This window comes from Hyphomonas polymorpha PS728, from assembly GCF_000685315.1.
GTDB lineage: Bacteria > Pseudomonadota > Alphaproteobacteria > Caulobacterales > Hyphomonadaceae > Hyphomonas > Hyphomonas polymorpha.
This window is the reverse complement of the sequence record NZ_ARYM01000006.1, coordinates 69,665-89,738: the sequence shown is the minus strand read 5'-3', so window position 1 is coordinate 89,738 and position 20,074 is coordinate 69,665. Positions and strand designations below refer to the sequence as shown.

Sequence of the window (20,074 nt, the reverse complement as noted above, 5' to 3'; positions counted from 1 at the left end):
CTTGCTTCTTTCCATCAAAGGTTACACGAGGTTCATCATGTCCGCAGAAATTCGTTCGCTGATCGATCAGATTCGCCAGTCCGCCACTTTGCTACGGAGGCGTCTTTGACTGGGATACAGCCACAAAACGCCTTGATGAGCTGACCGCCCTTTCCGAGCGCCCCGACTTCTGGGACGATCCGCAGGAAGCCCAGGCCATGATGCGCGAGCGCCAGAAGCTCGCCGACGGCATCGCCTTGGTCCAGACGCTGGAAAAAGACATCGCCGATGCGCCCGAGCTGATGGAACTCGCCGAGGGTGATGCCGGAATGCTGGCCGATCTGGAATCCACCCTGCGCCGCTCTGCAGAGCGCGCCGCCGAAGCCGAACTCGCCGCCCTCCTTTCGGGCGAAGCCGATGGCAATGACTGCTACCTGCAGATCAACGCCGGCGAAGGCGGTACAGAAAGCCAGGACTGGGCCTCCATCCTGCGCCGCATGTATGTCCGCTGGGCCGAGAAGCGCGGCTATTCGGTGGAACTGCTGGACGAGCGCGAAGGAGAAGAGGCCGGCATCAAGTCCGCAACTCTCCAAATCAAGGGCGAGAATGCCTATGGCTGGCTAAAATCCGAACAGGGCGTCCACCGTCTGGTGCGCATTTCGCCCTTCGATTCCTCGGCCCGCCGGCACACCTCCTTCTCCTCGGTCGCGGTATCGCCCGTTATCGACGACAAGATCGATGTCGAGATCAACCCGTCGGACGTCCGTACAGATACATACCGCGCCTCTGGCGCCGGCGGTCAGCACGTCAACCGGACCGACTCTGCCGTCCGCCTGACCCACATTCCCACCAACACCGTGGTCCAGTGCCAGAGCGGCCGCTCCCAGCACCAGAACCGCGATGAAGCCTGGCGCATGCTGCGCTCGAAGCTCTACGAGCTAGAACTGCAGAAACGCAAAGCCGTCGCCGATGCTCAGTATGCAGACAAGAGCGCGATCGGCTTCGGCCACCAGATCCGCTCCTATGTGCTTCAGCCCTATCAGATGGTCAAAGACCTGCGCACGGAAGTTGAGACGTCTGATACGTCCGGCGTTCTCGATGGGGATATTGACCGCTTCCTGTCTGCCGCGCTCGCCGCGTCGGTCAACAAGGATCAGGATGCGTGACCAAGCCTGCGGAGCCTCCTTCCAGAAACAGCCAGCCCATCCGCCTGGAGGGCCGGCTTGTTCGCTGGAACGGAGACCGCGGATTCGGATTCCTCATCCCCGTAGCGGGCGGTCCTGACGCCTTCGCGCATATTCACGCTTTTGCGAAAGATGACCGTCACATCGAAGAGGGCCACCTCTATACCTATACTGCAACAACGGACGAGAAAGGCCGCGTGCGTGCCAGCGACATTCGCCCCGTGCGCCCCGATCCGCCGAAGGTTCCCCTCTGGAAAAAGATAGCTGGCCGCGGACCGCGCCTGATGGTCATTCCGGCCTTCCTTTTTATTGCCACGGCTGTTGCCCTCAGTACGCAGATATCCCCGCTGTGGTTTGCCGTTTACGGTATTGCCAGCGTGGTCACCTTCATCGGCTATGCCCTGGATAAACGGGCAGCCGAACAGAATGAGTGGCGCATCTCGGAAACGATCCTGCTGATGCTCGGGCTCGCCGGCGGGTGGCCCGGCGCCATCATCGCCCAGGAACTGTTCCGTCATAAGACGAAAAAACTGTCCTTCCGCACATTGTTCTGGATGAGCGTTGCAATCAACATCGCAGGCTTCGTGCAGATCGCAGCCTTTACCGGCGCCTGACCTTTCCGCCCGTTGCCAGCGCCAGCGCCTTGGCGAATACGGTCGGCAGGCCGGTTTCTTCCTCCGGATCAGCCCACATCCCCTCGCCTGCCGGATTGCGCGGCGTCTCCGCCTGCCAGACGCTGAGACGCAGGGTAAAATGCGTGAACACGTGGCGCACTTCGCCCAGCGCCTGCCAGTCGGCCTTTGAAGGCGGCACGGCTTCCGGCGCCTCTCCCTCCTGCCAGACCGCAGAGGGCAAAGCCAGCATCCCGCCCAGCAAGCCCTCCGGCGGGCGGCGCACCAGCCACACCTTGCCACGCCTGCGATATACCCAGGCATGACCATAGCGCACCGGCTTGGCCACCTTGGGAGGTTTCACGGGATAGCGCTCCGGCGCCCCCTCCGCCCGGGCCGCGCACATATCCGTCAGGGGACAGATCATGCAGTTGGGCGCCGCCGGCGTGCAGATCGTCGCGCCAAGGTCCATCAGCGCCTCGGCAAAATCTCCGGGCCGCTCATCGGGAACCAACCGGGCCACTTCTGCCGCGAGGCGCTTCTTCTCCTCGGCCCATTCCCCTTTCAGCGCCATCAGCCGGGCAAACACCCGGTCCACATTGCCGTCTACGGCGGCTGAGCGCTCGCCAAAGGCAATCGCCGCGATGGCGCCAGCGGTATAGGGGCCAATCCCCGGCAGCTCGCGCAGACCGGCGGATGTTCCCGGAAAACCGCCGCGCGCGGCCACTTCCCGCGCGCATTTCAGCAGGTTGCGGGCGCGGGCATAATAGCCAAGCCCGGCCCAGGCGCGCATCACGTCCTCTTCCGGCGCCGCTGCCAGGTCTTCCACGCGCGGCCAGCGCTGCGTGAATGCTTGGAAATAGGGCGCGGCATGGGGCACGGTTGTCTGCTGCAGCATGATCTCGGCCAGCCACACCCGGTAGGGGTCGCGCGCCACGCCAATCGGTGCCCGCCAAGGCAGCACGCGCGCATGCCGGTCAAACCAGGCAAGCAACCGGGCAGGCAGTTCACGGAAATCTGATCGCCGGGTCACGCGTGTAACTTCCCCTCACACCCGAAGCCGGGCAATGTGCCGCTCATGGTTCAGTTTATAAGCCTTGATCCCATTGCAGAAGCGCGCGCGCAGGTGAAGCTGCGTTATTCGCGCGCCCGGCCCGTGCGTGCGCCGATGAAGCCGCTGGGGCTGATGGCAGAGCGCGTGGGCCGCAAGGCGGGTACGGCCAAGCTTCCGCCCCTTAAGCAGATCCAGCTCAACTGGCGCCAGATCGTGGGTGAGCAGATCTGGCGCTGGTGCCAGCCGGAGAAGATCACCGCCTCCAAGGAGGGCCGTATCCTCACGCTGATGGTGGTGCCCCAGGCCGCTCCGATGATCCAGCATCAGTCGGAAATCATCCGCCAGCGCGTCTCCGTGGCCGCAGGCGGAGACATTACCGGCATCCGTCTTGTGCACGGCCAGATCCGCCGCACAGGCCCCAGTGAGTTCCGGCGCCGCTCGCGCACACTTACCCCGGCCGAGAAGGCCGAAGTCGCCGCCCATGCAGACCCTATCGACAATCCGCGTCTGCGCGCGGCAATTGTTGCGCTGGGCGAGGCTGTGCTATCCGCCACAGAGTAAACAGGATCGCCCCGGTCGGTTAACCCTTTTGAAACCGGCGCGACTCATTCCTTAACGCGAGGCTTATGATCATGCTCACCAATACCCGGCGTTTTGCAGCAGTGGCGTTCTCCGCCCTGGCACTGGTTGCCTGTGGCGCGGCGGGCGGGGGCACATCCTCCGCTGAAAACGCTGCCAGCGCCGTCAATGCAGATGGCGAACTCGGCCATGTGAAGGGCAATGTGGATGCTCCGATCACGATCATCGAATACGCCTCGCCCACCTGCCCGGCCTGCAAATACTTCCATGAAAATGTGAAGCCGGCCATCGAGGAGAAGTTCATCTCCACCGGCAAGGTGAAGTTCGTTTTCCGCGAATATCCGCTGAACGAGATCGACGTGGCCGCCTATGCCATGGCCCGCTGCGCCGGTGAGGACAAGTTCTTCGACGTGCTCGACGATCTCTTCGCGAATCAGGACGGCGTCCGCTACGCGGCCCAGAACGGCGTTGTGAAAACCACGCTCAGCGCCATCGGCCAGCGCCACGGCATCGCCGACAAGGCCGCGTTCGATGCCTGCCTCTCCAACAGCGACATCCGCAAACAGCTCGCAGATGTCTATGCCACGTCTGAAAAGTGGGGCGTCGAAGGCACGCCAACCTTCATCATCGATGGCGTGAAGCAGAATTTCCAGGGCGACTACACGACGGCTGAGGGCTTCGTGAAACAGATCGAGGCAAAGCTCGCCGCTAAAGGCGCGCAGTAGCCATGAGGGCCTGGCATGCAGATAACTGAACTCCGCATCGCCGGCTTCAAGTCGTTCGTTGACCCGCAGACTGTCCCGATCGAGCCGGGGCTGACAGGCATTGTCGGCCCCAATGGCTGCGGCAAGTCCAACCTGCTTGAAGCGCTGCGCTGGGCCATGGGGGCAAACTCCGCCAAGGCGATGCGCGGCGGCGAGATGGACGATCTCATCTTCTCCGGCTCCTCCACGCGGCCCGCGCGCGAAACCGCCGAAGTCATCCTTGTCCTGGATAATTCCAAGCGCACGGCTCCGCCCGAATTCAACGGCGCCGACCTCCTGGAGATTGAGCGCAAGCTGAAACGCGGCGCCGGTTCCAGCTACCGGATCAATGGCCGCACCGTACGCGGCAAGGACATCCAGCTCCTCTTCGCGGACGCCTCAACCGGGGCCAACTCACCCGCGCTCGTCCGCCAGGGCCAGATCTCCGAGCTGATCGGCTCAAAGCCCCAGAACCGCCGCCGCATCCTTGAGGAAGCCGCCGGCATCGCAGGCCTCAACACCCGCCGCCACGAAGCCGAACTGAAGCTGGACGCAGCCGAGGCCAACCTCCAGCGCCTCGCCGAAGTTTCCGCCGAGGTGGAACGCCAGCTCACCAGCCTCAAGCGCCAGGCCGGCAAGGCCCGCCGCTATCGCCGCCTGTCGGAAGAAATCCACGGCCTCGAAGCGCTGCTCGCCCATCTGCGCTGGGCCGATGCACGCCAGACCGCCGAAACCGGCCGGGCCCAGCTCGAAGTCTGCAAGCGCCAGGTCGAGGACCTCTCCCGTAAGGATGCCTTGTGTGAGCGCGCCCGCATCGAGGCCGGAGAAGGCGTCGGCCCGCTGCGGGAAGCGGAGATGGCCGCCGCCGGGCGCCTCTCGCAGACCCGCATCACGCTCGCAAAACTCGAAACTGAACACCGCATCGCCGCCGAAGCCGAGCAGCGCCTCGACGCCGAAGCTGCCCGCCTCGCGGAAGACCTTGAGCGCGAAACCGCCGCCCGCGCCGAGGCCGACGCCGCCCTCGCCCACGCCCGCGCCGAACTTTCCGCCCTTCCGGTGGAAGATGACGCCACCAACCAAGCACTCGAAACCGAGGCACAGCAGGCCCTCGCCGCCGCCCGTGCCCGGCTGTCGGCTGCCGAATCAGCTGCCGATGAAGCCCAGGCCCGCCTCTCCGAAGTGCGCGCCCGCCGCCGCGCTGCCGAGGAGACAGCCGCCCAGCAGGCCCGCCGCAAAACCCAACTCACCGCAGAGGTGGAGCGCCTGAAGAATGAGATGACCGGCCTTGAGGATGCCGCCATCCACGTGCTGCGCGTCCGCCAGGCCAAGAATGCCGAGGCCGAAGCCGAAGCCGCGCTGAATGATGCCGAGCGCACCGTGGAACTCGCCGAAGCCGAGATCCTGCGCGCCCGTGACTCTGAAGCCGCTGCCCAGCCGCCGCAGGAACAGGCGAGCCACAATGTCCGCGCCCTCGAAGCGGAGATTGCCGGCCTCGAAAAGCTGCTCCGCCGCGCCGATGCCGCCACCAGTGCCCCGCCCGTAGTCGAGCGCATCCGCACCCGCGATGGCTATGAAAAAGCCGTCGCCGCCGCCCTCGGCGACGAGATTGCAGCCTCGACGGACAAAGCCGCCGCGCTCTACTGGGGCGGCGCCCATGTGGCCGCCCTCAGCCTGCCCGCTGGCGCTGAAGCCCTCTCCGCCTATGTCGACGCGCCCGGCGAGCTTGCCGCCCGCCTCGCCCAGTGCGGCCTCGTCAGCGCAGCTGACGGACCGCGCCTGATGGGTCAGCTTCAACCGGGCCAGCGCCTTGTCTCCCGCGAGGGCCATCTCTGGCGCTGGGATGGTTTCACGCGCACGCCACAAGCCCCCGTCAGCGCCGCAGCACGCCTGGAGCAGCAGGCCCGCCTTGAAGCGGCCCGTGCCGACCTCGCGCCTCAGCAGGCAGAGCTGACGCGCTGCACCGAAACACTGGAGACCGCCCGCAAGGCCCGCCAGCAGGCTGAGGAGACCCTCCGCCATGTGCGCCAGCTGGTCGGCCCCGCCCAGAAAGCGCTGAGCGATGCCCGCGCCTTCGCTGCGGAGAAAGTTCAGGCCGCCGAACGCGCCAGCCTGCGCCGCGATACCGGCAATGATGCCCTCGCCCGCGCTGAAAGCGAACTTGCCGCGATTGCCGAGGCGATGTCTTTCGCCACCCCGCTCGCCGCCGGTGAGGAAGCCAGCCTCGAAGCCGCCCTCAGCGCCGCCCGCAATGAGTTGACCGCCGCCCGCGCCGCCGAAACCGAATCGCGTGGCCGCCTGACCGACCTCACCCGTGGCCGCGAACAGGCCGCTGCCCGCCGCGCCGCCTTGCAACGCGATCTCGACAGCTGGACGGCGCGCCTCGCCTCGGCTGATGAACGCCTCGCCCGGCTGACAGAGCGCCGCGCCGATGTTGCCGCCGCCGCCCTCAGCGCGCGGGAACGCCCAGCCGCTCTCACCGAAGAGATCGCCGGACTCTCCCGAGAGCTCGAAACCTTCGAGAATGAGCGCAAGGCTGCCGCAGACGCCCTCGCGGTGAAGGAAGCGGCCATCCGCGAGGCCGACACCGCCGCCCGCCGCGCCTCCGCCGCCGCTTCCCAGGCGCGCGAGGAACTCGCCGGCTGGAAGGTAAAGCTCGAAAACGCCGAAATCCGCTTGGCGGAGGCTGTTGAAGTCGCCCGCAACAACTTCCAGCGCACACCCGAAGGCCTGCTGGCGATTGCCGAGGCCAATCTTGATGCTGACACGCTGGGCGCCTTCACGCCCCGTGAGGCAGAAACACGCCTAGACGCCCTCCGCCGCGAGCGCGACCAGCTCGGCGGCGTCAACATGAATGCCGAGGAAGAAGCCGAGGAGCTCGAATCACGTCTCGGCGTCCAGCTCGCCGAGAAGGAAGACCTCACCGGCGCCATCGCCAAGCTGCGCCAGGGCGTCGAAGCCCTTAACGCCGAAGGCCGCGAGCGTCTGGTGAAGGCGTTCGAAGCCGTCAATGAGCATTTCAAGGCCCTGTTCACCGCCCTCTTTGGTGGCGGCAATGCCGAACTCCGCCTGATCGATGCCGACGATCCGCTGAATGCCGGTCTCGAAATCTTTGCCCAGCCACCCGGCAAGAAGCTCGGCACGCTCAATCTGATGTCCGGGGGCGAGCAGGCCCTGACCGCCTCGGCGCTGATCTTCGCCGTGTTCCTCTCCCGCCCCGCCCCCATCTGCGTGCTGGACGAGGTGGACGCCCCGCTGGACGACGCCAACGTCGACCGGTTCTGCAACATGCTCAACGAAATGCGCCAGCGGACCGACACCCGTTTCGTGGTCATTACCCACAACCCCGTCACCATGAGCCGGATGGACCGGCTGTTCGGCGTCACGATGCGGGAAAAGGGCGTCTCGAAGCTCGTCTCTGTAGACCTTGCTGCAGCCGAAGAACTCGTTGCGGCGGAGTAGCGCACCATGTGTGATATTTTTTCAAATAAAAACAAAGCAATATCTTTTGCCATTCCCCGTTGACTTGCCAAGGGGGCGCCCATAGTTTGCGCCGCAATCCGGGGGGCTACCCATCGGTGCGGATTCGCGTACACGGAGCGCTAAGGCCCATGTCGAGCGAGCAACCAGATGATCTGAGCGATCGTATCGCAAAGGCGCTGGAAGAACGTGAGGCAAAGGCTGCTGCGAAACGGCGAAAACAGGCATCTGATGATGTGAGCGTCTCGGCCGGAGCGTATGCGCTGCGTTTCGGGATCGAATTTGTCGCGAGTGTCTTTGTCGGGGGCTTTCTGGGCTTCTGGATCGACAAGTTCGCCGGCACCCACCCCTGGGGTCTCCTGGTGATGGGCATGTTTGGTCTCGCAGCCGGCATCCGCGCCGTCATCCGGGCCTATCATGAGCTGAATGCTCGGGCTCAAAAGATTTCACCGGGGCCGGACAAGGCCCCCGACGACGGAACGAAAGACGCATGAACCTGATGCCGGCCATCGCGCTTGACCCGATCCACCAGTTCGAAGTCACCAAATGGCTCGATCTGCGCCTGGGGAATATCGACATCTCGTTCACGAACGCTTCGGGCTTCATGCTCCTCGGCGTCGTGCTGGTCATTGCCTTCTTCGGCATGGCTTCCCGCAAGGGTGAACTCGTGCCCTCGCGCCTGCAATCGGTCGCAGAGATGGGCTATGGCTTCATCGCAGACATGGTGCGCAGCGCCGCCGGTGAAGAAGGTCTGAAATTCTTCCCCTTCGTCTTCACACTGTTCTTCTTCATCTTCTTCGCGAACATGATCGGCATGGTGCCGTATGCGTTCACCACCACCAGCCACATCATCGTCACCGGCGCCCTCGCGCTGACGGTTATCCTGATGGTCATCGTGGTGGGCCTGATGAAGAATGGCCTCGGATTCTTCAAGCTGTTCGCCCCTTCGGGCGCCCCCTGGTACATCTACATCATCCTGACGCCGATCGAGATCATCTCCTTCCTGGCGCGCCCGCTCACCCTTGGCCTGCGTCTCTTCGCAAATATGCTGGCTGGCCACATCATGCTGAAGCTGTTTGCCGGCTTCGTGGTGGCCCTGGTCGGCGCCGGCGCGGTGTATGTTCCGATTGCCGCTCTGGCCTTTGCGATGGGCGTTGCGCTCAACGCGCTGGAGTTCCTGGTCGCCGGCCTTCAGGCCTATGTCTTCGCCATTCTTACCTGCGTGTATCTCAATGATGCACTTCACGCGGACGCCCACTAGGGGGCCTCGCGGGAGTGCGTCACGATACCCCGCATCAAACTGCTTGACGGCGCTCAGCGAACACGCTTCACGGGCGTCAAAATACCCCTAACCCCTTTTCCCTCAAAGGAGATACCTGATGGAAGGTAACATCACAGACGGCCTGAAGTATGTCGGCGCTGGCCTTGCTACGCTCGGCATGATCGGTTCGGCACTCGGCGTGGGCAACATTTTCGCCAGCTTCCTGGACGCCGCCATGCGCAACCCGTCGGCTGCTCCGCAGCAGACCGGTAACCTCTTCATCGGTATGGCGCTCGCAGAAGCTCTGGGTATTTTCTCGGTGCTGATCGCCATCCTGATCCTGTTCGTCGCCTAATCATCCGCCGGATTCGGCTGGTTCTGACCGCGACGGAGATATTGCCATGATGATCGCTTTCCTTGCTGAGACTGCCGGCCACGGCGGCGAAGCGGCGGCCTTCCCGCCCTTCGAAACCTGGCACATGCCGTCCCAGCTGTTCTGGCTGGCGGTGCTGTTCACGGCGCTTTATCTCGCCCTGTCCCGGTTCATCCTGCCGAAGATGTCGGACACGATCGAGAAGCGCGCCAACCGCGTCGCTTCCGATCTCGACGAAGCAGCGCGCCTGAATAATCAGGCCGTTGAAGCCCAAAAGGCTCTGGAACTGCGCCTGGCGCAGGCCCGCGCCAAGGCCCGCGAAACGGCTGAAAAGGCCCGTGAAAAGACCGAGGCAGAACTCGCTTCGGAAACTGCACGGGTCGATGCCGATCTCGCCAAGAAGCTCGAAACCGCTGACGCCCGCATCTCCAAGCTGCGCGCCGATGCCATGACGAATGTCGAGCAGATCGCCGTGGACACCGCAGACGCCATGATCACACGTCTTGGCGTCAAGGCTTCCCCGGCAGACCTCAAGAAGGCCGTCTCGGCGGCTCTGGAACAGGCATGATGAAGAAGACAGCTTCTTTCCTGATCGCTGCCCTCGCTGCTGCGCCGCTCGCGCACGCTGCCGAAGGTGGCTTCGTCGGCGGCCTGGCATATGCCGCAAAGGATCCGGTGACGTTTGTTGCCTTCCTCTGCATGGTCACCTTCCTGCTGATCGCAGCCCGCATGGGGGCCTTCAAGGCCGTCCTGGGTGGGCTGGATAACCGGGCTGCGGCCATTCGCACCGAACTCGAGCAGGCTGCCAGCCTTCGCGAGCAGGCTGCTGAAGCCCTTGCGCTGGCCGAACGCCGCGCTCAGGACGCAGACAAGGAAGCCGAGGCCATCATCGAACAGGCCAAGCGCGACGCGAAGGAAATGCTCGAGGAGGCCCGCCGTGACCTCGCCGAGAAGATCTCCCGCCGGGAAGCTCAGGCTGCTGCGCGCATCTCCCGCGCAGAAGCAGACGCTGCCAGCGAGGTTCGCCGCGCTGCCGCTGACGCCGCCACTGCTGCTGCCCGCCGTATCCTCGCCGAGGAAAAGTCGGTCGACCAGTTTGAGGCTGCGGCCCGCGAAATCGAGCGCGCTCTGAGCTGATCTGCTCTGCGTCTCAAGGCCAAAAGAAAGCCGCCCTCAGGGGCGGCTTTTTTTTCTGGCCGGAAATGTCCGAAAGTGTCCGGATTTGTCCACGCCCTGTCCGCGCGTGTCATCATTCCGGCGTGTCTGTGCCCTCTTCTGGCGCGGTTGTGTCGTCGATAATCTGCGGCTGCGTGTCATCAATGATGGGCCCGGTTTCGAGCACCGAAAGCAATGACCGCGGCACCGTCCCGGCCGGGCACGTCACCGTCGCCATGCGGGAATTGGCAATGGCGTGGGAGGCCGCAGCCATCTCTGGGGAGCTTTCAGAACGGAATACCCAGGCCATCACCAGCATCCCCACAATCGCTGCAGAGACCGCCGCCACAGCGCCCCAGCCTGCCCCAAGTTCGGTCAGCGGATTTGGCTGCGCGCTCGCTACCGGCGCGGTCACCACCGGCATGACGGGCGCCTTGGTGCCATTGGTCTTCAGCGAGGCCGCGGCCAGAGCAGCGGCGCCGATAGCGTCGCGCGCCGGCGCGGGCTTGATGCCCAGATCCTTCTCCCGCTTCTTGCGGGCGTCTTCGGCAATCGGATCAGCCGGGTGGGCTGCAATCCAGTCGGCGCGCTTGTCATCATCCTTGGCACCGAAACTGAGCCACTGGCGCAGGTCGGTACGCCCATCCCGTCGGCCAAGTTCCTCAATTAACTGGAAAAATCCTTCTGGCGTCTTGCGGGACGTCATGCCCTCGATGGAGTACCGCTTCTCCTGCCGGAACGGCTCATAGGGGATCGTCTTGTCGATGGCCGCCTGGATAAGTGTGCCGGGACGGGAATTGCCCACAGACGCAGCTGCCCTCACCCAGTCGCTTTTCACGGCATTCTCGGACCACAATACCAGCACAGACTGCGAATTGGTCGCGTCACGGGCATCCTTGGGGTCAAAAGTCTCGTCCACCTGGCTCTGATTGAACGCCACGCGGAACTTCAGAGATCGCAAACGGCGCACCACCAGCTTGGCAATGTCCCGGTCTGCTACAGCAGACACCAGAAAGACGTCGTAACTCATCGTACTCTACCTCGCATAAGGCCTGATCGTAAGGATAGCTGCAGAACGCCTGAACACCAGTCCTGCTGCATCCTAGCGATTTTTGTGCCTGTTTTTCAGGAGCGAAAGGGGCTAAGGCGCCCTTTCAGGAATTTTAGAGGTATTCGCCCCATGGGCTTCAAATGCGGTATCGTTGGCCTGCCGAATGTTGGCAAGTCCACCCTTTTCAATGCTCTGACGCAGACGGCAGCCGCCCAGGCCGCCAACTACCCCTTCTGTACCATCGAGCCGAATGTGGGCGAAGTCGCCGTGCCAGAGCCACGCCTGACCAAGCTGGCGCAGGTTGCAGGCTCAAAAGAGATCATTCCGGCCCGCATGAACTTCGTGGACATCGCCGGCCTGGTGGAAGGCGCCAGCCAGGGCGAAGGCCTCGGCAACAAGTTCCTCGCCAATATTCGCGAGACGGACGCCGTCATCTATGTGTTGCGTTGCTTTGAGAATGACGACATCACCCATGTCCGCGGCAAGGTGGACCCGATTGCCGACTTCGAAGTGGTCGAAACCGAGCTGATGCTGGCCGATCTCGACAGCCTGGAAAAGCGCAAGGCCAACCTCATCAAGAAAGCCAATTCCGGCGACAAGGACGCCAAGGCGCAGGTCGCGCTGATGGATCTGGCGCTGAACGAGCTGAAGGAAGGCCGCCCTGCCCGCAAGGCCAAAGTGCCCGCTGACGATCTCAAAGCCTGGAACATGCTCCAGCTGCTGACGGCAAAGCCGATCCTGTTCGTGGCGAACGTGGACGAGGCGAGCGCGGCCACCGGCAATGCCTATTCCAAACAAGTCGAGGAACGCGCCAAGCAGGAAGGCGCCATCGCGGTGGTCATCTCCGCCCAGATCGAATCCGAACTGGCCATGCTGGATGATGCCGAGAGCAAGGAGTTCCTTGAAACCCTGGGCCTCGAGGAACCCGGCCTGACCCGCCTCATCCGCGCAGGCTACGAGCTGCTGGGGCTGCAAACCTATTTCACCGCCGGCCCGAAAGAGGCCCGCGCCTGGACAATCCACAAGGGCTGGACTGCCCCCAAGGCGGCCGGCGTCATCCATGGTGACTTTGAAAAGGGCTTCATCCGCGCCGAAACCATCGCGTTTGACGACTACGTGGCGTGCGGCGGCGAAGTCGGCGCCAAGGAAGCCGGCAAGATGCGCTCCGAAGGCAAGGAATACATCGTCCAGGACGGCGATGTGATGCTCTTCCGCTTCAACGTCTGAGACCCCATCACGCCCCATAAAAAAGGCCGGACCTTGCGAAGGGTCCGGCCTTTTTCTTTGTCCTGGATACCCGCCGGTTACGGCATTGCCTCAAAGCCGGGCGTGTCTTCCACCGGCTTGCGGTTGATGTCGACGCCCAGCATCAGGACGATTGCGGCAGCAAAGTAGATAGACGAATAGGTGCCGATCACGATACCCCAGATCATCGCGACGCTCATCCCCTGCAGCACCGGGCCGCCGAAAATCACGATCGCCAGAACGGCAATGATCGTCGTGCCGCCGGTCAGGAATGTGCGGGACAGTGTCTGGTTGGTGGCAATGTCGATCACCTCGGTCGCCGGCATCTGCTTGTATTTCCGCCGGATCTCGCGGATCCGGTCGAACACGACCACAGAGTCGTTCACTGAATAGCCGATGATCGTCAGCAAAGCCGCGATGGTCGTCAGGTCGAATTCCAGCTGCAGCAGCGAGAAAAGGCCAATGGTGCCGACCGCGTCGTGAACCAGCGCGGCAATGCCGCCCACGGCATAGGACCAAGTGTACCGGAAGGCGATGTAGAGGAACATCATGATTGTCGCCACACCGAGCGCAATCATCCCTTCCCGGAACAGCTCACCGGACACCTTCGGCCCCACCGAGTCATTGCGCAGGATGTCTGCATCGGTGAGATTGAATTCCTGCTTGAGCGCGTTGACGACATAGGTGTTGGACGCCGCAGACGCCCGGTCCGCCTTGTCCTCATCCGACAGCGCCTGGAATTCGGGGCCCAGCAGTGAGGGATCGAGGTCACCAAAGCGGATGACCACCAGTTCTCCATTGGCATTCGTCGCCGAGTTTACGGTCAGGCTGCCCTGAATGCGGCTACGCACTTCGGGCACCGTCACCTGCTCTGTCTGGCGCAGCTCGATCACCGAACCGCCGGCAAAGTCGACGCCGAGGTTGAGCCCTCTAGTCATCACCAGATAGACCGAGGCAATCATCATCAGAACCGACAGCACCACGCCGACATAGCGATAGCGCATGAAGGGAATTTTGGTCTCTTTAGGCCAGTATTTGATCAGCATCTGTCTGCTCCTACCCGCCTAAACCGCAAAGCTCTTGGTCTTGAATGTCTTCATCCAGAAGATCGTCAGCATCCGCGTGAACACGAAAGCGGTGAACACAGAGGTGACGATGCCGAAGGCCAGCGTCACGGCGAAGCCTTTCACTGGGCCCGAGCCGAGCGTGTAGAGGATCACCGCCGCAAACAGCGTTGTGACGTTGGCGTCCAGAATGGTGACCAGCGCGCGCTCATATCCTGCCTGAACGGATGTCCAGAGGGACCGGCCGTTGTTCTGTTCCTCGCGTATCCGCTCGAACACCAGCACGTTCGCATCCACCGCCATACCAATGGTAAGGATAATACCGGCGATGCCAGGCAAGGTCAGCGTGGCGCCAACCAGTGACAGCGCCGCGAAGATCAGGATCACGTTCGCCATAAGCGAAAACACTGCAAACATGCCCTGCAGGCCATAGGCCAACACCATGAACACGGCCACCAGTGCGAGGCCAACGATCGCCGCCCGGAAGCCGGACTCGATGGAGTCTTCCCCAAGCGTCGAGGAGACCACCCGTTGATCCAGGAACTGCACCTTGGCCGGCATCTCACCGGCCGCGATGATTGCGGCGAGATCCTGGGCCTGCTCGATGGTGAAAGAGCCGGTGATGCGCACATTGCCGCCGGGAATTGGCTCGTTGATACGCGGGGCTGACATGATCACATCATCAAGCACGATGGCGAACAGCTTGCCCGAATTGTTCCGCGTGGTTTCGTAGAACTTGCGCGCACCATTGGCGTTGAGGCGGAAGTTGATCTGCGGGCGGTTGGCCTCGTCATTGCCCTGGCTGGCCGTGGCAATGTCCGAGCCGACGACTTCAGGGATCTCGCGCACCAGCAGCGGCCCGGTCTCCGGTCCTTCCAGCAGGCGGAAGCCGGGCTTGAGAACGCCCGCCTGAGCCGAGGCGATCTCAGCGGGGCTGGATTCGACCAGGTTGAATGTCATCCGGCCGTCGCGGCTCAGAAGATCCTTCAGGCGTTCCGGGTCCGGCTCGCCCGGCGCTTCCAGAACGATGCGGTTGCTGCCCGAGGGCGTCAGCGAGATTTCGGCCACCCCGTCCGGGTCTACCCGGCGGCGCACGATGGTCATGGTCTTGTTCAGCGCGTCCTGCAGCATCGCCGTTTCGGACGCTGAGGAGACACCCACGAGGATGCTGTCCGGCCCTGCCCGGGAGATGTCGAACGTCTTCCCGCCGCCGAGACCGCCTTCAATCGGGCTGTTGATCCGGTCGAGGCGCCGCAGGGCATCCTCTACCGGAAAATTGCCGTCTGCATCGGGCCGGCTGAGCTTGATCAGCATAGTGCGGCCACGCAGTTCCGGCTGGAAGAAGATCGGATCGCGCTCCGATGTCCGCGCAAAGGCCGAGCGCACATCGCGCGCAAACACCTCAAGCCGGCTGCTGATCACCTCCGTCGCGGGGATCTCCATCTCGAGATACACGCCGCCGCGAAGATCGAGGCCAAGATTGACCGAATTCTTGGGCAGAAAGCCCGGCGCATTCGACATGTTCACGGCATTCGGAAGTGCCATGATCACACCCCAGACCAGCACCCCTAATACCAGCAGAACTTTCCACGCCGGGAATTGAAGCATTGCGCTATCCTATTGCTTGGAGAGGAGACCGGGCGATCAGTCGTTGGCGGGGACCGGCTCGGCCTTGTTGCGCACTTCGATCACCATCGACTTGATGACGCGAACGCGGACATTCTCTGCCAGATCGAGCGAAATTTCGCCCTCATTGACCTTGTTCACCTTGCCGATCAGGCCGCCGGAGGTGACCACGGTATCGCCGCGCTTGATATTGTTCACCATTTCGGTGTGCTTCTTGGCGCGCTGCTGCTGCGGGCGGATCAGCAGGAAGTAGAAGATCAGGATGAGCGGCAGGAACATCACCAGCTGCATCATCAGGCCGCCGCCGGGAGACGCGGGGGCGCCTTGCGCCATCGCAGGCATAGCCAGCGTGGCCGAAATGAAAGCGAGCGTCAGGAAGCGGGCGGACATGTCGGCATTCTCCAGATAGTTCTGCGGCGGGAAAAGGGAACTGAGGCGTATAGCGGGGCAGCCCCGCCTTGGCAAACTACCCCTGCAGGCGATTCCCTCTGCATTCAAAGCACTTGCGCGCGCCCTTCGAGAAGCCGGGGCATCCACTGAAAGAGAGGGTGGCGCCCGGCTACCTCGCCCGTTGCGGTAACGCTTACAAGGTTGGTCTGGGCTGGCCCTGCCGCCACAGGCACAACCAGCCGGCCATGGCGAGCGAGCTGCGCGGCCAGGCCTTCGGGAACGCTCTCAACCGCCCCCGCCAGCACGATGGCATCGAACGGCCCCTGCTCAGCCCAGCCATGGAGGCCGTCGCCATGGGCGATTGACACATTCGCGATGCCCAGCCGCGCCATCCGCGCGCGCCCTTCCTCAGCCAGCCGCCCGAACCGCTCCACCGCAAACACATGCCCGGCCAGCTGGGCCAGCAGCGCCGCCATATAGCCGGAGCCAAACCCCACCAGCAGCACGCGCGCATCCCTCTCCCGCTTCAGGCCCAGCGCCTGCAGCAGGTGCCCGGTCGCAGAAGGGCGCAGCATCACCTGCCCGCACGGGATGGGCAGCATCGCGTCCTCAAATGCCAGCGCCTCCAGCCCCGGCGCATCGACAAAAGCCGTCCGGCCGATGGTTTCCATCGCCGCCAGCACCAGAGGATCGGTCACCCCCTCCTGCCGCAGATGCAGGAGAAGCCGCGCAGCGCGGAAGGGGTCGGCGATCAGCTCTGCCATGACTCCTTCAGGGTTTTCAGGAACGGCTCGTGCGTCAAATCCACATGCAGCGGCGAGATGGAGACAAAGCCGTCATAGATCGCGCGGATGTCGGTGCCTTCGTCGGGCTTGGACAGCTTCCCGCGATAGCCGATCCAGTAATAGTCGTTGCCGCGCAGGTCTTCGCGCCGGTCGGTATGGATGATGGCCTCGTCGCGGAAGCCCTGCCGCGTGATCTGAATGCCGCGCACATCGCCGGGCTCAACATCCGGGAAGTTCACATTCATCACCACGTCATTGGGCCAACCCATCTCCAGCAGCGGGCGGATAGCCTTGGCGCCCCAGGCCTTGGCCGTCTCCCAGGAGAGGGAGCCGCGCTCGCGGAAGTTCTGCGCCTGGCTCAGCGCAATCGAGGGCACGCCAAGCTGCATGCCGAACATCGCCGCCGCGATGGTACCGGAAAAGCTCGTATCCTCGGCAATGTTCTGCCCGCGATTGACGCCGGAGAGCACAAGGTCGGGCATCTCCGGCATCAGGTCGCGCAGCGCCAGCAGAACCGCGTCCGAGGGCGATCCCGCAACCGCCCAGGCCTTCGCCCCCACCTTGCGCACCCGCACCGGCTGCGTCAGCGAAATCGCCCGCCCCTTGCCGGATTGTTCTTCCTCTGGCGCAGCAATCCAGATGTCGTCGGAAAGCTCCTTGGCAATCTCTTCGAGAACGGAGAGACCGGGCGCGTTGATGCCGTCGTCATTGGTCAGGAGAATTCTCATTTGATCTCCGTCACACCGCCCATATACGGCACCAGCGCTTTGGGCACCGTGATGGACCCGTCCGCGTTCTGATAATTCTCCAGCACCGCCACCAGCGTGCGGCCAACGGCCAGACCCGATCCGTTCAGCGTGTGGACATATTCGGGTTTCGCCTTGGGCTCGGGGCGATAACGCGCGTCCATGCGGCGGGCCTGGAAGTCGCCGCAGTAAGAGCAGGAGGAAATCTCGCGATAGGTGTTCTGCGAGGGCAGCCACACTTCAAGGTCATAGGTCTTGCGCGCGCCCGCGCCCATGTCGCCGGTGCAGAGCAGCATGCGGCGGAAGGGCAGCTCCAGGCGTTTGAGCACTTCCTCGGCACACCCCGTCATCCGTTCGAGTTCCTTCAGCCCCTCTTCCTCATTCGCCACAATGGAAACCAGCTCCACCTTGTTGAACTGGTGCTGGCGGATCATGCCCTTCGTGTCGCGCCCCGCGCTGCCCGCCTCGGAGCGGAAGCAGGGCGTGTGGGCGGTGAAGCGGAGGGGGAGTTGCGCAGATTCTATAATCTGCTCACGGACGAGGTTGGTCAGGGGAACTTCAGCGGTGGGAATAAGGTAATGCGCTGTCGATCGCACATTTTGTGATCCATCAAACTGAGTTTGAAACCATTTATGAGATTCTACCGTGCGTTCGAGCGACTCCGCAAACTCTTGATATATTCCTTTAGTCCAACTGGTGTCGGTGCCGTTGGTCCGCGCAGTATCCTCGGCCGTTACGAATGCTTTTAGAAGATTGTTTCGTTTTTCTGAAAGCGAAATGAACTCGTCGCTGGCGCGGCGAAGGCTATCCCGCAAAGCTGCAGATTGCATGTTGGTATGGAATAGATCCTCTTCAAACTTCGGCAACTGCCCGGTCCCCAACAGCGCCTGATCCCGCACCAGCAGCGGAGGGCTAACCTCCTCATACCCATGCTCTGTGGTCTGAAGGTCGAGCATGAAGTTGGCGAGCGCCCGCTCTAGCCGGGTCAGCTTGCCGCGCAGCGCCACGAAGCGCGCGCCGCTCATCCGGGCGGCGGCTTCAAAGTCCATCAGCGGAAATCCGCCCTGCCCTTTCAGCGCTTCGCCGAGGTCCGCATGGTCCTTCGGCGCGTTGATCCCCTTGGGGGTGCCCCATTTATGCTGCTCGACATTGCCATGCTCATCACTGCCCTCCGGCACTTCGTCCAGCGGCAGGTTCGGCAGGCCCATCAGCAGATCGTCGAGCGCCTTGCGCGCGGTCTCTTCCGCTTCGCTCGCCTGCTCGATAGTGGTCTTCGCCTCGGCCACCAGCGCCATCAGGCGCTCGGCCTCTGCCTCGTCCTTCTTGGCTTTCGCCTGGCCAATCAGCTTGGAATTGGCGTTGCGGGCGCTTTCGGCGTCCTGCTTGGCGGTGGTCGCCTCGCGCCAGGCCTTGTCCAGCTCCAGGATCTTCGCGACGGACGATGAGCCCAGACCTTCTTTCCGGCGGTTCCAGGCACGGATGAACAGGTCAGGGTTTTCGCGGATGGCGCGGATATCGAACATTGGGAAGCCTCAGGCTCTGGGGTCAGTGGGTAATGGGAAGGCTCTAATCCGCGCCGCCCCCTCCTGTCCACAGGTCACACCCGGCTGGTCATCCCCTCGGCCTCGGCGTCTTCGTCCTCGGGGTCCTCTTCGGGGGCCTCTTCTGCCGTATCCTCTACAGGATCGGGCAGGTCCACATCCTTCGCCGCCTCGGCCAGCAGCGCCAGCGGCGTGCGCTCACGCTCGCGCGGCAGCAGGCGGGCCTCGGGCTCATCATCCACCGGTGGGGGCGTCTTGGGTGTTGGCGGCGGCGCTTCTGCAGGCTCGCGCCACACAGTCTCCACCTTGTTCTTGCCCAGCGTGGTCACCTCGATGGCCGGCTGTATCTGCGACAGGCGGCGCATCATCGCGGCGAAGTTCTTGTGGCCAAACCAGGGGCGCAGGCCGGCCTGATAGGTGGGCGTGAATTCCTGAATGATGCTGAGCGCCCGCACGATCCGCGATTTCGACAGCGGCTGATCCGGCATCCGCTCGCCCAGCTCCTTGATGATCGCCGCGGCGCGCAGCAGCTCTGGCGGCGGCCCGTCCTTGGGCGCCTCGCTCGTCTCCAGCGCGGCGCGCACCCTGCCCATCAGCGGCGAGCGGCGCTCCCTCACCAGCGTCAGCGGCGCAATCTCCGGCGGCGGCGAGCGCAGGCGATACCATTTGCGCTTGGCGCGCTCATAGCTGAACGCTGCCTTCAGCGCGCCGATATGGATCGCGGCGTCGGCATACTGGCTGAACAGCTCATAGGTCGGGTCGGTTTCCTTGCCGCAGGCCACCACCCGCAGCTCGCCGGCCTGAACGCGGTTCACCACCGGCACAAAGTCTGAGTCGGTCGTCAGAATGACGAACTCCTCGACGTCCTCATTCACCAGCGCAATCTCGATCGCGTCCATCGTCAGCACGATGTCGGCCGAGCTTTTGCCCGCGCTGATCTTGCGCTTGGCCAGCGCCCGGCAATTGTAGGCAGAGAATCCCGCGCGCTCAAATTCCGGGCGATACTTGTCGAATTGCAGGTTCCAGTAGACGCGCTTGTCAATGAACCGGCGGCGGCGATTCTTCGGCGAGAAGGCGCCATCCTCCAGCCAGAGCAGCCAATTGGACAGTCCGCTGACAACCTCTTCACTGGTCGCGCCGTATATATTGTCGAAATCGACCAGCAGGACGCTTTTAACGCGCGACACTCGGGCAGGCTCCTCGTTTCTCG

20 protein-coding genes are annotated in these 20,074 nt (G+C 63.4%); 11 read left to right on the top strand and 9 right to left on the bottom strand.

The window, feature by feature from the left end; translation table 11 throughout:
- Positions 1-37 precede the first annotated feature (37 nt).
- Positions 38-1,145 (top strand): peptide chain release factor 2 gene (gene prfB, locus HPO_RS06655; protein ID WP_114105685.1). Its coding sequence is split into 2 segments (ribosomal slippage): positions 38-106 and positions 108-1,145, totalling 1,107 coding nucleotides; the frame shifts between segments, so codons are not numbered across the junction.
- Positions 1,142-1,777, top strand: coding sequence for a DUF1294 domain-containing protein (locus HPO_RS06650; RefSeq protein ID WP_051612379.1), 636 nt, complete (start codon positions 1,142-1,144; stop codon positions 1,775-1,777). Before prfB ends, HPO_RS06650 begins: the two co-directional genes overlap by 4 nt.
- Here HPO_RS06650 and mutY read toward each other — a convergent pair.
- On the bottom strand, positions 1,764-2,807 hold the full coding sequence (gene mutY, locus HPO_RS06645; RefSeq protein ID WP_035596017.1) for an A/G-specific adenine glycosylase: 1,044 nt from the start codon (positions 2,805-2,807) through the stop codon (positions 1,764-1,766). The genes HPO_RS06650 and mutY overlap by 14 nt on opposite strands.
- A gap of 45 nt (positions 2,808-2,852) precedes the next feature.
- Between mutY and HPO_RS06640 the strand changes: the two genes are divergently transcribed.
- From HPO_RS06640 to HPO_RS06605, 8 genes are all read left to right on the top strand, one after another.
- On the top strand, positions 2,853-3,389 hold the full coding sequence (locus tag HPO_RS06640) for a DUF721 domain-containing protein (protein ID WP_035596015.1): 537 nt from the start codon (positions 2,853-2,855) through the stop codon (positions 3,387-3,389).
- A 71-nt stretch (positions 3,390-3,460) separates the two neighbouring features.
- Positions 3,461-4,132 (top strand): thioredoxin domain-containing protein, encoded by a 672-nt coding sequence (locus HPO_RS06635; RefSeq protein WP_162174018.1) that lies wholly within the window; start codon positions 3,461-3,463, stop codon positions 4,130-4,132.
- Between the two features lie 15 nt (positions 4,133-4,147).
- Complete coding sequence (gene smc / locus HPO_RS06630) at positions 4,148-7,609, top strand: chromosome segregation protein SMC (RefSeq protein ID WP_035596013.1); 3,462 nt, start codon at positions 4,148-4,150, stop codon at positions 7,607-7,609.
- 149 nt (positions 7,610-7,758) lie between these two features.
- On the top strand, positions 7,759-8,121 hold the full coding sequence (locus HPO_RS06625) for an AtpZ/AtpI family protein (protein ID WP_051612377.1): 363 nt from the start codon (positions 7,759-7,761) through the stop codon (positions 8,119-8,121).
- Positions 8,122-8,126: 5 nt separating this feature from the next.
- Entirely contained in the window at positions 8,127-8,888 is a 762-nt protein-coding gene (locus tag HPO_RS06620; protein ID WP_035596250.1) for a F0F1 ATP synthase subunit A, read from the top strand.
- A gap of 118 nt (positions 8,889-9,006) precedes the next feature.
- On the top strand, positions 9,007-9,243 hold the full coding sequence (locus HPO_RS06615; protein WP_011646921.1) for a F0F1 ATP synthase subunit C: 237 nt from the start codon (positions 9,007-9,009) through the stop codon (positions 9,241-9,243).
- Positions 9,244-9,289: 46 nt separating this feature from the next.
- Positions 9,290-9,829 carry a F0F1 ATP synthase subunit B family protein gene (locus tag HPO_RS06610; RefSeq protein ID WP_035596011.1) on the top strand — a complete coding sequence of 180 codons (540 nt, stop codon included), beginning with the start codon at positions 9,290-9,292 and terminating at the stop codon, positions 9,827-9,829.
- On the top strand, positions 9,826-10,398 hold the full coding sequence (locus tag HPO_RS06605; protein ID WP_084324203.1) for a F0F1 ATP synthase subunit B family protein: 573 nt from the start codon (positions 9,826-9,828) through the stop codon (positions 10,396-10,398). Before HPO_RS06610 ends, HPO_RS06605 begins: the two co-directional genes overlap by 4 nt.
- Positions 10,399-10,510: 112 nt before the next feature.
- On the opposite strand, the gene HPO_RS06600 is transcribed toward HPO_RS06605, so the two are convergent.
- Positions 10,511-11,446 (bottom strand): TIR domain-containing protein, encoded by a 936-nt coding sequence (locus HPO_RS06600; protein WP_035596009.1) that lies wholly within the window; start codon positions 11,444-11,446, stop codon positions 10,511-10,513.
- A 150-nt stretch (positions 11,447-11,596) separates the two neighbouring features.
- Here HPO_RS06600 and ychF point away from each other — a divergent pair, with 150 nt between their 5' ends.
- Complete coding sequence (gene ychF / locus HPO_RS06595; protein WP_035596007.1) at positions 11,597-12,694, top strand: redox-regulated ATPase YchF; 1,098 nt, start codon at positions 11,597-11,599, stop codon at positions 12,692-12,694.
- Positions 12,695-12,771: 77 nt separating this feature from the next.
- Here the strand turns inward: ychF and secF are convergent, their stop codons facing one another.
- The 7 genes from secF to HPO_RS06560 form a co-directional block, all read right to left on the bottom strand.
- Entirely contained in the window at positions 12,772-13,758 is a 987-nt protein-coding gene (gene secF / locus HPO_RS06590; RefSeq protein ID WP_035596005.1) for a protein translocase subunit SecF, read from the bottom strand.
- 18 nt (positions 13,759-13,776) lie between these two features.
- Positions 13,777-15,384 (bottom strand): protein translocase subunit SecD, encoded by a 1,608-nt coding sequence (gene secD, locus HPO_RS06585; RefSeq protein ID WP_035596004.1) that lies wholly within the window; start codon positions 15,382-15,384, stop codon positions 13,777-13,779.
- Positions 15,385-15,420: 36 nt separating this feature from the next.
- Positions 15,421-15,792: a preprotein translocase subunit YajC gene (yajC, locus tag HPO_RS06580; RefSeq protein ID WP_084324202.1), complete on the bottom strand. Its 372-nt coding sequence runs from the start codon at positions 15,790-15,792 to the stop codon at positions 15,421-15,423.
- 104 nt (positions 15,793-15,896) lie between these two features.
- Positions 15,897-16,556, bottom strand: a complete 660-nt coding sequence (locus tag HPO_RS06575) for a protein-L-isoaspartate O-methyltransferase family protein (protein WP_035596002.1) — start codon at positions 16,554-16,556, stop codon at positions 15,897-15,899.
- On the bottom strand, positions 16,544-17,305 hold the full coding sequence (gene surE, locus HPO_RS06570; RefSeq protein ID WP_035596000.1) for a 5'/3'-nucleotidase SurE: 762 nt from the start codon (positions 17,303-17,305) through the stop codon (positions 16,544-16,546). The genes HPO_RS06575 and surE overlap by 13 nt, the downstream gene beginning before the upstream one ends.
- Positions 17,302-18,846 carry a serine--tRNA ligase gene (gene serS / locus HPO_RS20960; RefSeq protein WP_035595998.1) on the bottom strand — a complete coding sequence of 515 codons (1,545 nt, stop codon included), beginning with the start codon at positions 18,844-18,846 and terminating at the stop codon, positions 17,302-17,304. Before serS ends, surE begins: the two co-directional genes overlap by 4 nt.
- Before the next feature lie 74 nt (positions 18,847-18,920).
- Complete coding sequence (locus tag HPO_RS06560) at positions 18,921-20,051, bottom strand: NYN domain-containing protein (RefSeq protein ID WP_035595996.1); 1,131 nt, start codon at positions 20,049-20,051, stop codon at positions 18,921-18,923.
- Between the last annotated feature and the right edge of the window lie 23 nt (positions 20,052-20,074).